This is a genomic window from Nocardia sp. NPDC005825 (assembly GCF_040630175.1).
Classification (GTDB): Bacteria; Actinomycetota; Actinomycetes; order Mycobacteriales; family Mycobacteriaceae; genus Nocardia.
In genome coordinates this window covers 12,949-25,588 of sequence record NZ_JBEXXC010000007.1, presented here as the reverse complement: position 1 = coordinate 25,588, position 12,640 = coordinate 12,949, and the positions used below count along the sequence as shown (strand labels likewise).

The following is a 12,640-nucleotide window of genomic DNA, read 5'->3' as shown; positions in this document are numbered from 1 at the left end:
CGAGGAGCGGGCGCGCCGGGCCGTGGAAGCGGCCTGGCGCATCGAATGGCCGCGGCTGGTGGCGGGCTTGACCCGCCTGGTCGGGGACATCGCCACCGCCGAGGAACTCGCGCAGGACGCCCACGTGGCGGCACTGGAACAGTGGCCGTCCGCGGGCGTCCCGCCGAACCCCGGCGGCTGGCTCATGCTCACCGCCAAACACCGCGCGGTGGACCGCATCCGGCGCGACGCGAACTTCGCCCGGAAGCTGGAACTGCTGGGCCGGGAGACGATCACCGCGGAAGCGCCGGTGGGCGAACCGGACCCGGTGATCGCCGACGACCTGCTGCGCATGATCTTCACCGCCTGCCACCCGGTGCTCACACCCCCGGCGCGGGCGGCGCTCACCCTGCGCATGGTGGGCGGCCTGACCACCACCGAGATCGCGCGCGCCTATCTGGTCCCGGAATCGACGGTGGCGCAACGGATCGTGCGCGCCAAACGCACCATCGCCTCGAAGAGCATCCCGTTCGAGGTACCCGAGGGCGCGGAGCTGACCGCGCGGCTGGACTCGGTGCTCGAAGTGATCTACCTGATCTTCAACGAGGGCTACGCGGCGACCTCCGGCGAACGCTGGGTGCGCGCCGAACTCTGCGAGGAGGCGCTGCGCCTGGCCCGCATCCTCACCGGACTGCTGCCCGAGGAGCCGGAGGCGCACGGCCTGACGGCCCTGCTGGAATTGCAGGCCTCGCGCACCACGGCTCGCAGCGATCCCGGCGGCGGCCCGATCCTGCTCCCCGATCAGGACCGTTCCCGCTGGAACCGCCTGTACATCGAACGTGGGCTCGCCGCCCTGGCCCGCGCCCACACCCTGAACCGGACGCGGGAGCTCCCGCCCGGCCGCTACGCCCTGCAAGCCGCCATCGCCTCGGTGCACGCGGTGACCCCGGCCGCCGCCGACACCGATTGGCGGCGTATCGCCGGACTGTATGCCGTTCTCGCGCAACGATTTCCGTCACCGGTCGTAGAGTTGAACCGCGCGGTGGCGGTGGCGATGGTACACGGGCCCGCGGCGGGCTTGGAGTTGATCGACGCGGTCGCAGCGGATCTGGACGGCTATCACCTGCTGCACGCGGTGCGCGGGGATCTGCTGGAACGGCTGGGCCGGACCGCCGAGGCGCGGGCGGCCTTCGAGCGCGCGGCCGAACTCACCGCCAATGACAGCGAGCGCGAACTGCTGCGCGAGCGGGCGCGCTGACCAGCGAGTCAGCGCTGATCAGGCAGTTCCCCGCGTGTCGCTCACCCGGACACCGAAGTTCGGGGGCGTACGGTCGGTTTCTGATTGGAAGACAGATGGGGTCTGTTTTTTCGTGAACGACACGGAAGGACCAGGCGTTGCCCGCTTCTCTCAATGACACCGCCCGCCGGCGCCCGATCCGAGTCGTGGTACTCGGACTGCTGGCGGCGGCCATCGCGCCCTTGACGGTCGGCATCACACACGCCGACGCCCGCACCGAGATCGCCAACCCCGTCTCCGCCACCGGCGTCCCGGTCGCGCTTCCCATCGATCCGGCCTCACTACTGCAACTGGTCGGCTCGGCCCAGCGCTATTCGAAGCCCGCCCTGCAGACCATGTCCCGCTTCATGGTCCCGTTCGACCAGTGGGATTCGTTCAACCACATCATCACCCGCGAGAGCGACTGGCAGGTGTTCGCGATCAACCCGACCTCGGGCGCGTACGGGCTGCCCCAGGCCCTCCCCGCGCACAAGATGTTCAGCGAGGGCCCGGACTGGATGTTCAACCCGCTCACCCAATTGCGCTGGGCCTACCGCTACATGGTCGAACGCTACGGCAGCCCGAACAACGCGTGGGCGTTCTGGCAGGCCCACAACTGGTACTGAGCCTGCCCGGTCCGCTCGATCAGCGCAGCGCCGCCCGGAACACCTCGGCCACCGGGGTGGTCGGACGGCCCAGCAGCCGCTGCAGGTCGCCGGAGTCGACGGCCAGGACGCCGCCCGCGATCCCGGCGTCGGCGTCGGCCAGCACCGCCGCGTATCCGGCGTCCAGGCCCGCGCCTTGCAGCGCGGCCGCGTAATCCTGCTGCGGCAGATCCTCGTAACGCACCGGCGTGCCGGAGACCTCCGAGATCACCTGCGCCAGTTCGGCGTACGAGAGGGTCTCGTCGCCGCCGAGCTCGTAGACCTTGCCCTCGTGCCCGTCGGTGGTGAGCACCCGGGCGGCCGCCTCGGCGTAGTCGGCCCGCGCCGCGCCGGATACCTTGCCGTCCCCGGCCGCGCCGTGCAGCACACCGCTCGCGACGGCGTGGCCCAGACCGCCCGCGTAGTTCTCCCAGTACCAGCCGTTGCGCAGCAGGGTGGTCGGGATGCCCGCCCCGGCCAGCACCGCCTCGGTGCCGATGTGCTCCTGGGCGAGGATCAGCGGATTGCGGTCGGCCCGCGGAATGCTGGTGTAGGCCAGCAGTTTCACGCCCGCGGCCTCGGCGGCGCGCAGCACATTGGTGTGCTGGGCGACGCGCTTGCCGAACTCGTTGCCGGAGACCAGCAGCACCCGGTCCACGCCCTGGAAGGCGCGTTCCAGCGCGTCCGGATCATCGAAGCTCGCGACCCGCACCTCGACGCCGCGCTCGGCCAGGTCGGCCACCTTGGCGGGATCGCGGACGACGGCGACGACGGGCTGCGACCCGTCCTTCAGCAGCGCCTCGACGACCAGGCGACCCAGCTGACCACTGGCTCCGGTGACTGCGACGGTCATGACTACCTCCAGGTTCGATGGAATGAACTACACGCTCGACATGTACTAACTAATAGTAAGCACATGCTATTCCTGAACCGCTACCCGAATGACAGGTAACCTGAATCTCATGAACGCCCGGCCTTCCGACCAGTCCTTCGCGGACGACCCGACCCTGGAAGCCGACGTCTTCGCCCGCAACTGCGCCTCCCGCCCGGTCCTGCAGGACGTCGCCAGCCGCTGGGGCGTACTCGCCCTGGCCGCTCTGCGCGAGGGCCCCTACCGCTTCTCGGCGCTGCGCCGCCGGGTCGACGGCATCTCCGAGCGCATGCTCTCCCAGACCCTGCAGACCCTGGAACGCGACGGCATGGTCCATCGCGAAGTCCAGCAGTCCATTCCGCCGGTCGTCGAGTACACCCTCACCGACCTGGGCGAACGGGTCGCCGACCAACTGGTCGGGCTGATCGACATCCTCGAATCCAATATCGCGACCATCGAAGCGGCCCAGTCCGCCTACCACCGCCCGTAAGGAGCCGCATGTCCGCCGACACCGATCTGCACTACCTCGAACGCTGCGTGGAACTGGCCGCCGAGGCCCTCGACGCCGGCGACGAGCCGTTCGGATCCCTGCTGGTCGACGCGGACGGCAAGGTCCTGGCCGAGGACCGCAACCGGGTCTCCGGCGGCGACGCCACCCGCCACCCCGAATTCGAGCTGGCCCGCTGGGCCGCCGACCACCTCACCCCCGAGCAGCGCGCCACCGCCACCGTCTACACCTCCGGCGAACACTGCGCCATGTGCTCGGCCGCCCACGCCTGGGTCGGCCTGGGCCCGATCGTCTACGCCGCCTCCACCGCCCAGCTCACCGAGTGGCTCACCGAGTTCGGCGTCCCCGCGGGCCCGATCCGCCCCCTCGCCATCCAGGACGTGGCCCCCTCCATCCCCGTCTCCGGCCCCTTCCCGGAACTCACCGACCGCGTCTACGCCCTGCACCGCCGCCTGCACCTCGCGAACTGACCGCACCGACGAAAACGGCCTGATGCCAGCGATTTACGCCGGCATCAGGCCGTCTGGCGGAATCTCGAGGGGGTTCGGGGGCGAAGCCCCTGAGACCCCCGGAGTCAGAAGTTGATCATGTGGCCGGCGAGGCCGTGGATCGCTTCCTGGATCGCTTCCGACAGGGTCGGGTGGGTGTGGACGTTGCGCGCCACTTCGTTGACCGTGAGGTCCCACTTCTGGGCCAGGGTCAGTTCCGGCAGCAGCTCGGAGACGTCCGGGCCGATCATGTGGCCGCCGAGCAGTTCCCCGTACTTGGCGTCGGAGATCAGCTTGACGAAGCCCTGCGCGTCGCCGAGGCCGTGCGCCTTGCCGTTCGCGGTGAACGGGAAGGTGGCGACCTTGACGTCGTAGCCCTCGTCCTTGGCCTGCTGCTCGGTGAGGCCGAAGGAGGCGACCTGCGGCTGGCAGAAGGTGGCGCGCGGCATCATGCGGTAGTCGCCCAGCGCCTGGGTCTCCGCGCCCGCGATGGTCTCGGCGGCGACCACGCCCTGCGCCTCGGCGACGTGCGCGAGCTGCAGCTTGGCGGTGACGTCACCGATGGCGTAGATGCCGGGGACGTTGGTGCGCATGTAGTCGTCGATGGCGATGGCGCCGCGGTCGGTGAGCGCGACGCCGGTGTTCTCCAGGCCGTAGCCCTGCACGCGCGGCGCGAAGCCGACGGCCTGCAGCACCTTGTCGACGGTGACGGTCTCGATGGCGCCGGTCTTGTTGTCCTTGATGGCGACGGTGACCTTGGAGCCGTCGTCTTCCATGGACTGCACGGCCGCACCGGTGGTGATGGTGATGCCGAGCTTCTTGTACGCCTTGGTGATCTCCTTGGAGACGTCGGCGTCCTCGTTCGGCAGCGCGCGGTCGAGGAACTCGACGATGCGCACGTCCACGCCGTAGTTCTTGAGGACGTAGCCGAACTCCATGCCGATGGCGCCCGCACCCACGATGAGGATGGAGCCCGGCAGGTCGCGGGTGAGGATCTGCTCCTCGTAGGTGACCACGTTGGCGGACAGCGAGGTGCCCGGCAGCAGCTTGGTCTCGGTGCCGGTCGCGATGATCACGTTGTCGTACGTGATCTCCTCGGTGCCGCCCTTGGTGAGCGCGACCGAGAGCGACTTCGGACCGGTGAACGTGCCCGTCCCGTCGAACTCGTCGATCTTGTTCTTCTTCATCAGGAAGTGGACGCCCTTGACCCGGCCGTCCGCGACCTTGCGGCTGCGGTCGAACGCCGCGCCGAAGTCGAAGGTCGCGTTACCCGAGATACCGAAGGTCTTCGCTTCCTTGGTGAAGATATGAGCCAGCTCCGCGTTGCGCAGCAGTGCCTTGGACGGAATGCAGCCCACGTTCAGGCACACGCCACCCCAGTATTTCTGCTCGACGATCGCTGTTCGCAGGCCGAGTTGAGCGGCACGAATCGCGGCGACATAACCGCCGGGACCAGCGCCGAGAACGACGACATCGTAGTGGGAAGTCACGGCTTCGAGACTAGACCTGTTGCCGGGTGCTCACTCAGCCATCCCCCGCCCGGGTGAGACCGGGACCACGTGAGAGCGGTCACGCCCACACCACGGAAACGACCGATCAGTTCGCTACGCAGGCGGAATCAGCCGCGCCACACCTGCCGGGCGACGCGCGCGAAGTTGCCGCCGAAGACGGCCGCCCGGTCCGCCGCGGAGAAGCCGCGGTCGGCGAGCGCCGCGTCCAGGCCGCGCACCCCCGGAGTGCTGCCGAGCAGATCTTCCGGTGGCGTCCACTGCAATTGGCCGTAGCGGAGGTACTCCTCGGAATAGCGCTCCGGATTCTCGGCCAGCTCCCGATTGAAATCGTCGGCGTCGAAGGAGTAGTCCGAGCCCACCCCGACGTGCTCGATACCGACCAGTTCCGCCCCATAGGCGATGTGGTCGGCCATGGCCTCCACCCGCCCGGCCCGGTCGGCGGGCTCGTTGCGGCCCAGGAAGATGCCGACCCCGTTGATCCCGATCACCCCGCCGGTGGCCGCGCACGCCTTGGCCTGCTCGTCGGCGATATTGCGCGGATGCTCCCACAGCGCCGCGAAATTCGAGTGGCTGTAGATCATCGGGACGCCGGTGACCTCCGCGATGTCGAGGCCGGTGCGCCGCGAGCAGTGCGACCCGTCGGCGAACACGCCCACCTCGTTGAGGGTGCGGATCAGGTCGCGCCCGTAGGCGGTGAGCCCGGTGTCCTCGGTGTCGAGGCAGCCGCAGCCGGCGGCATTGGCGTGGTTGTAGGTGGGCAGCAGGGAGCGCAGGCCCAGTTCGTGGAACAGCTCGACATTGTCGAGATCGCCGTCCAGCGGCCCGGCGTCCTCGAGATCGAAGGCCAGCGCGATGGTGGACTCGGTCTCCGCGGTCGGCGTGCCTGGCCAGGCGTCCTCGATGTCGTGCACCAGCCGGAAACGGCTGTCGGTCAAGGCATCCCGCCGCAGCTGGGTGACCAGTTCCAGCGAGTCGCGAGTGGTCTGCGGCGAATATCCGATGTTCACCGAGAGATACGAGCCCAGCGGGTACCGAAGCAGCTCGGTGACGTCCGCGGTCGGCAGTAATGGCAGGCAGCAGTGCTGTTCCCACAGCCGGGGCTCATGCGACACCCGGCAATCCTACTGACCGGACGGTGCGGTCGGCGCCACCCGCGCCCGACTGTCATCGCCACCGTGGTCGGCAACACGTTCGCGACCGGCGAACGCGCCCCTGGGCAACAATGTGGGCATGACCGGTGTTGGAGAGGGTGTGACGGACCCCTACCTGTGGCTCGAAGAAGTCGAGAGCGACCGCGCGCTGGCGTGGGCCGAGGAACGGAACGCGGTGTCGAAGGAGCGTTTCGCCTCGACCGCGCGTTTCGGCGAACTCGAGGCGCGTGTGCTCGCCATGCTCGACACCGACACCCGCATCGCCTATCCGAGCCGGCGCGGCCCGTGGCTCTACAACTACTGGCGCGACCGTGAGCACCCCAAGGGCCTGTGGCGGCGCACCACCTTCGCCGAATACGCCAAGGCCGAGCCGGACTGGGAGATCCTCATCGACCTGGACGCGCTGGCTGCGGCCGAGGGCGAGAACTGGGTGTGGGGCGGCGCGGCGGTGAAGCGCCCGGAACAGCGGCGCGCGCTGATCAGCCTGTCGCGCGGCGGCGCGGACGCCAAGGTGATCCGTGAATTCGACATCGAGGCAAAGACTTTCCTCGACCCGGCGGACGGCGGCTTCCACCTACCCGAGGCCAAGTCCGACTACGCCTGGATCGATCACGACACCATCTACGTGGGCACGGACTTCGGCCCCGGTTCCCTCACCGACTCCGGCTACCCCCGGGTGGTGAAGCGCTGGCGGCGCGGAACCCCCCTGGCCGAGGCCGAATTCGTGTACGAGGGCCGGTCCACCGACGTGGCCGTCTCCGCGGGCTACGACCGCACGCCCGGCTACGAACGGCACTACCTGAGCCGCGCCACCGACTTCTTCAACGAAGAGGTCTACCTGCTCGAGTCCGACGACACCCTGCGGCTGATCGAGGCCCCCACCGACGCCGACGTCTCCTGGAACAAGGAGTGGCTGCTGGTGCGGCCGAAGACGCCGTGGGAGGTGAACGGCTCGACCTATCCGGCGGGCGCCCTGCTGGCCGCGAACTTCGAGGACTTCCTGTCCGGCGCACGCGATTTCGAGGTGCTCTTCACCCCGGATCCGCACACCGCCCTGCACGGCTACAGCTGGACCGAGAACCACCTGCTGCTGGCCACCCTGCACGACGTGCAGACCGAACTGCACGTGCTCACCCCCGGCCCGGACGGCTGGGCCCGCGCGCCGCTGGCCGATGCCCCGGCCATGTCCACCACCAGCGTGATGAACCTCGACCGGCTCGAGGGCGGCGACGAATTCATGCTCTCCACCAGCAGTTTCACCAGCCCGGCCACGCTCATGTCGAGTTCGGTGGGCGGATCGGTGGAGGTGCTGAAGCAGGAGCCCGCGTTCTTCGACGCCGACGGCATGGAGACCGAGCAGTTCTTCGCGCGTTCCGACGACGGCACCGAGATCCCGTATTTCGTGATCCGCCACCGTGATCTGCGGGGCACCCCCGGCCCGACCGTCATGTCCGGCTACGGCGGCTTCGAGGTCTCGCGCCGCCCGGCCTACAGCGGCGCGGTCGGCATGGGCTGGCTGGAACGCGGCGGCACCTACGTCATGACCAATATCCGCGGCGGCGGCGAATACGGCCCCGAATGGCACACCTCGGTGCTGAAGGCCAACCGGCACAAGGCCTACGAGGATTTCGCGGCCATCGCGCGCGACCTGGTGGCGCGCGGCATCACCACCCACGACCAGCTGGGCGCGGTGGGCGGCAGCAACGGCGGCCTGCTCATGGGCGTCATGCTGACCCGCTACCCGGAGCTGTTCGGGGCCATCGTGTGCCAGGTGCCGCTGCTGGACATGCGGCGCTACCACCTGCTGCTGGCGGGCGCGTCCTGGATGGCCGAGTACGGCGACCCGGACAAGCCCGAGGAGTGGGAGTACATCTCGAAGTACTCGCCGTATCAGAACACCAGCGCCGAGCGGACCTATCCGCCGATCCTGCTCGCCACCTCCACCCGCGACGACCGGGTGCACCCCGGGCACGCCCGGAAGATGGCCGCGCGCTTGGCATCCGAGGGTCACGAGGTCTGGTACTACGAGAACATCGAGGGCGGCCACGGCGGCGCGGCGGACAACAAGCAGTCCGCGTTCCAGGCCGCGCTGGTCTACGAGTTCTTCCTGCAGCAACTGATGGACGGGGAACGGCCGCGTCGCGCTTGAAAGATCCGCCCGTTTCGGAAAGATCGGACTCGGTTGCCGATGTGGGGCGTCCCCACCGAGCGAGGAGTCGACGTGGCCGAACTGGACGAGCTGATCAAGAGCACCGCCGCGGCCACCGGACTCGATCCGGAGGACGTCCGCGCCTTCGCCGCCACCGCCGAGCGGCGTGAATACCCGGCCGGAGCGGTGCTGTTCCACGAATCCACGCCGCGCGAGTGGGCGGGCATCGTGGTGGAGGGCGAGATCCGGATCACCTCCGGCCTCACCGGCCACGTGATCGAGCTCGCCCTGCTCGGCCCCGGCAGCCTGATCTCGGAGATCGCGCTGGTCGACGACACGCCCCACACCGCCACCGGGCGCAGCGTCACCGGCGCGGTCGTGCTCACCGTGCCCCGGGCGACCCTGCGGGAACTGGCCGTCCTGCACCCGGATCGCTACTACCGCATGGTGTCCCGGGTCGCCCAGCTGGTCGCACACCGCATGCGCGCGGTCTCGGCCCAGCTGTCGGCCGCCATCGCGGCCCAGCGGCCGCTGGGCGGCATTCGCACCGAACACGATTCGCTCGGCACCCGGGAACTGCCGGCCGAGGCGTACTACGGGGTGCAGACCCTGCGCGCGGTGGAGAACTTCCAGATCTCCGGCATCAAACTGCGCAAGTTCGGCCACCTGGTCAATGCCCTGGCCCACGTGAAAAAGGCTGCGGCCCTGGCCAACGCGGAACTCGGCTCGCTCGCCCAGCCCAAGGCCGACGCCATCGTCGCCGCCTGCGACGAACTGCTCACCGGTCATCTGCGCGAGAACTTCATCGTCGACATGGTGCAGGGCGGCGCGGGCACCTCCACCAACATGAACGCCAACGAGGTGATCGCCAACCGCGGCCTGGAGCTCATGGGCCACCGTAAGGGCGAATACCAGTACCTGCACCCCAACGACGACGTGAACCGCTCGCAGTCCACCAATGACGTCTACCCCACCTCGGTGAAGCTGGGCGTCTACCTGTCCCTGCAGGATGCCTCCGCGGCGCTGGTGGAATTGCAGAACGCGCTGCGCGCCAAGGCCGTCGAATTCGCCGACGTCATCAAGATGGGCCGCACCCAGCTGCAGGACGCGGTCCCCATGACCCTGGGCCAGGAGTTCGGCGCGTACGCGGTCATGATCGGCGAGGCCGTCAACCATCTGCGGCGCATCGGCGGGGACCTGCTCGCGGTGAACATGGGCGGGACCGCCATCGGCACCGGCATCACCAGCCCGCCCGGCTACGCGGACCTGGTCACCGTCAAGCTCGCGGAAATAACCGGATTGCCCATCGTGCAGGCGGAGAACCTGGTCGAGGCCACGCAGGATTCCGGCGATTTCGTGGCGGTGTCGGCCACCCTCAAACGCGCCGCGGTGCAGCTGTCCAAGATCTGCAACGATCTGCGGTTGCTGTCCAGCGGTCCGCGCGCGGGCCTGGGCGAGATCAATCTGCCCGCCATGCAACCGGGTTCGTCGATCATGCCGGGCAAGGTCAACCCGGTCATCCCGGAGGTGGTCAGCCAGGTCTGTTTCCAGCTCATCGGCTACGACATGACGGTCACCATGGCCGCCGAGGCCAGCCAGCTGGAACTCAATATGGCCGAGCCGATCATGGCCCACGACCTCATGATGGGCACCATGATGCTGCGCAATGCCGCGGTCACCCTGACCAGCCGCTGTATCACCGGCATCACCGCCAACCGGGAGCACTGCCGGGATCTGGTGGCGCACAGCATCGGACTGGTGACCGCGCTGGTGCCGACACTGGGCTACGAGCAGTCGGCGGCCATCGCCAAGGAGGCCCTCGAGTCCGGCGGCAGTGTCTACGACCTGGTGCTCGAGCGCGGGGCCCTGACCAAGGCCGAACTCGACGACCTGCTCAGCCCCGAGAAGATGACCGCGCCGCGCTCGTGGCCGCTCTGAGCGCCCCGAGCCGCGGTCGAATCAGCGGTCCCGCAGCCATTTTTCGACGTAGTCGATGGTGGAGCCGGGGTCGCTGATCCAGCCGTTGTGCCCGAGCGGGGCCGGGTTGTGCCAGGTGGTGATGTCGGCCTGCGGCATTTTCGCGAGCAGCTGCCGGGCCGATCCGCGCGGGGTCAGCTCGTCGCCGGTCATGGTGATCGACAGGACCGGCAGTTTCAGCCGCCCGATCCGCTCCTCGTAGTCGATATCGGCTCCGGCGGGTTCGAACCTGCCGGTGCGGGCCAGTCGCGCCCAATCGGCGATGAGCGCCTTGGACTGCCGTCCGAAGCCTCCCGCCGTGACCGTGTCGCCCGGCCAGAACCCGGCCAGATTGGCGGTCAGCGACAGCGCCGCGCTGCCGACCGCGGCCAGCCCGGAGTACCCGCGGAAATGCGGTGTGCCGGACGCGATGAGGATGAGCCCGCCCAGCCGCCCCCGGATCCGGGAGGCGTACATGGCGCCCAGCTGGCCGCCCATGCTGTGGCCGAGCAGGTACGGGGTGCTGTCGGGGAAGCGCAGGCGCACGGCCTCGAACATGGCCGGGAAGTCCACCGCCACCAGGTCCTGATAGCCGTAGCGGGACGGTGCGGTCGCGGGTCCGCCGCCGTTGCCGCGGATCTCCAGCAGCGCCACATCGAAACCCCGGGCCGCCAACGGCATTCCGAACAGCGAGTAGTACTCCCCCGGTACGCCGAGGCCGGGGGCGATCACCACCACCGGTCGCGGCGTGTCGGCGGTGATCGGATGCCGGTGCGAGCCCTTCGCCGGAATCAGCCGCACCGGGATCGTGGTCCCGTCGGGCAGCTGGATCGGCACCGTCTCCATGTTCGGCGCAGCCTCCATGATCGGCACGCTACCCGTAAAGTTCGCGCCCGTCCGCGAGGCGGACGGGCGCGAAAGAGCGTCGGAAGGTGGGTTTTCGGGTCAGGCGCTGACCGCGCCCATGATGATGCGGCGCAGCACCTGGATGACGTCGTCGAGCGGCTGACGCGGATCCGAGCCGCTCCAGGCGTCGACCACGTAGTTCACCGCGCCGATGATGGCGAGCACGCGCATTTCGTAGTCGCCGGGCGGGATCTCGCCGTGCAGGGCCGCGTCCTCGGCGGCGCTGGCCAGCAGGGCGCCCCAGGCGCGGCGCAGCTCCAGGCGGAACTTCTCCACCTTGGGGCCCGCGCCGACGACCTCGACGAGCGCGACTCTGGCCTTGCGCGGATCTCGTCCGATGGACTCGATGTAGGCGCGGACCGCCGCGTCGATGATGTCGATGGCGCTGGCGTCGGAGTGCTCGGCGATGGTGGCCGCCACGGCTTCCCGCGACTCGCGATCGATGTGCTCGTAGAGCTCGAGCAACAGCGATTCGCGACCGGTGAACTCCTCGTAGAACTGTCTGGAGGAGAGTCCGGCGTCCTTGCAGATGGCTCCGACGGAACTATTGGCGTATCCATCGCGCGCGAACACCGTGAGCCCGGACTCCAGAAAACGCGCACGACGCTGCCGCTGCCGGTCTTCTACGGGCTGCCCGGCGTACATTCTTCCCGCGTTCGTTTCCTGTGACATTGCGCCAGACAATACCGAAGGGCCCGATCCCCTCGTCATGGATCGGGCCCTTCGTTTGAACCTTCGACTTACCGCGCGTTAGCCGAAAGTTGGCTCAGCAACGTCGGGTCACCCGACGCACCCGGGACGGTGGGTATAGGCAGGGGAACCGTCCCAAGTTCGGTACGCGGGTCCGGGGGGAGAGACTCGCGGGCCGATGTCGCGTTGACCCGAAAGTCACTGATCGTTTGCCGTTCATCACGATACAGAGCAGGCCAACTGGACGGAATACTTTTCGAGGAACTTTTTAGGTTTTATTTGACCGCCCCTCACGACGCGCCGCCGGACCAGCGCCGGAGCCGATGCAGGGGCGGAGTACCCACGCCGCATCCGGATAATCCGGACACGAAAAAAGGGCCCGATCCCCGAAACCGCGGGAGGGCCCTTCCGCATCGCTCCGGCACCCGTTCAGTTGCCGAAAGATGGCGCTCGCGTGGCTACTTGGCAGAAAGGCTCGCGGAGCCGGTAGCCAGCAGCTTGAACAGGGTCT

Annotated in this window: 11 protein-coding genes and 1 pseudogene; 7 read left to right on the top strand and 5 right to left on the bottom strand. The window is 68.7% G+C overall.

All coding sequences use genetic code 11. The features are described from left to right. Positions 1–22 precede the first annotated feature (22 nt). Both ABZ382_RS19930 and ABZ382_RS19925 read left to right on the top strand, forming a co-directional pair. Positions 23–1,237: an RNA polymerase sigma factor gene (locus tag ABZ382_RS19930; protein ID WP_357090796.1), complete on the top strand. Its 1,215-nt coding sequence runs from the start codon at positions 23–25 to the stop codon at positions 1,235–1,237. A gap of 137 nt (positions 1,238–1,374) precedes the next feature. Next, the gene (locus ABZ382_RS19925) at positions 1,375–1,881 is read left to right on the top strand and encodes a transglycosylase SLT domain-containing protein (protein ID WP_357090794.1); all 507 of its coding nucleotides are present in this window, start codon (positions 1,375–1,377) and stop codon (positions 1,879–1,881) included. A 19-nt stretch (positions 1,882–1,900) separates the two neighbouring features. Here the strand turns inward: ABZ382_RS19925 and ABZ382_RS19920 are convergent, their stop codons facing one another. After that, entirely contained in the window at positions 1,901–2,752 is an 852-nt protein-coding gene (locus tag ABZ382_RS19920) for an SDR family oxidoreductase (RefSeq protein WP_357090792.1), read from the bottom strand. 109 nt (positions 2,753–2,861) lie between these two features. Here ABZ382_RS19920 and ABZ382_RS19915 point away from each other — a divergent pair, with 109 nt between their 5' ends. Further along, positions 2,862–3,260, top strand: a complete 399-nt coding sequence (locus ABZ382_RS19915; protein WP_357090790.1) for a helix-turn-helix domain-containing protein — start codon at positions 2,862–2,864, stop codon at positions 3,258–3,260. A gap of 8 nt (positions 3,261–3,268) precedes the next feature. Further along, on the top strand, positions 3,269–3,748 hold the full coding sequence (locus ABZ382_RS19910; RefSeq protein WP_357090789.1) for a nucleoside deaminase: 480 nt from the start codon (positions 3,269–3,271) through the stop codon (positions 3,746–3,748). A gap of 104 nt (positions 3,749–3,852) precedes the next feature. Here ABZ382_RS19910 and lpdA read toward each other — a convergent pair whose 3' ends face one another. Together lpdA and ABZ382_RS19900 are read right to left on the bottom strand one after the other, a co-directional pair. Then, the gene (gene lpdA, locus ABZ382_RS19905) at positions 3,853–5,256 is read right to left on the bottom strand and encodes a dihydrolipoyl dehydrogenase (protein WP_357090787.1); all 1,404 of its coding nucleotides are present in this window, start codon (positions 5,254–5,256) and stop codon (positions 3,853–3,855) included. A 128-nt stretch (positions 5,257–5,384) separates the two neighbouring features. Further along, entirely contained in the window at positions 5,385–6,389 is a 1,005-nt protein-coding gene (locus tag ABZ382_RS19900; protein ID WP_357090785.1) for a membrane dipeptidase, read from the bottom strand. A gap of 118 nt (positions 6,390–6,507) precedes the next feature. On the opposite strand from ABZ382_RS19900, the gene ABZ382_RS19895 reads away from it, so the two are divergent. From ABZ382_RS19895 to aspA, 3 genes and pseudogenes are all read left to right on the top strand, one after another. Continuing rightward, the gene (locus ABZ382_RS19895) at positions 6,508–8,577 is read left to right on the top strand and encodes a prolyl oligopeptidase family serine peptidase (RefSeq protein WP_357090783.1); all 2,070 of its coding nucleotides are present in this window, start codon (positions 6,508–6,510) and stop codon (positions 8,575–8,577) included. Between the two features lie 39 nt (positions 8,578–8,616). Beyond that, positions 8,617–8,979, top strand: a pseudogene (locus tag ABZ382_RS19890) (cyclic nucleotide-binding domain-containing protein); the annotation flags it as partial. A 78-nt stretch (positions 8,980–9,057) separates the two neighbouring features. Continuing rightward, positions 9,058–10,515 (top strand): aspartate ammonia-lyase, encoded by a 1,458-nt coding sequence (gene aspA / locus ABZ382_RS19885; protein WP_357091336.1) that lies wholly within the window; start codon positions 9,058–9,060, stop codon positions 10,513–10,515. A 21-nt stretch (positions 10,516–10,536) separates the two neighbouring features. Here the strand turns inward: aspA and ABZ382_RS19880 are convergent, their stop codons facing one another. Together ABZ382_RS19880 and ABZ382_RS19875 are read right to left on the bottom strand one after the other, a co-directional pair. Then, positions 10,537–11,379, bottom strand: a complete 843-nt coding sequence (locus ABZ382_RS19880; RefSeq protein ID WP_357091334.1) for an alpha/beta fold hydrolase — start codon at positions 11,377–11,379, stop codon at positions 10,537–10,539. Between the two features lie 99 nt (positions 11,380–11,478). Continuing rightward, on the bottom strand, positions 11,479–12,111 hold the full coding sequence (locus ABZ382_RS19875; RefSeq protein WP_357090781.1) for a TetR/AcrR family transcriptional regulator: 633 nt from the start codon (positions 12,109–12,111) through the stop codon (positions 11,479–11,481). Positions 12,112–12,640: the final 529 nt, after the last annotated feature.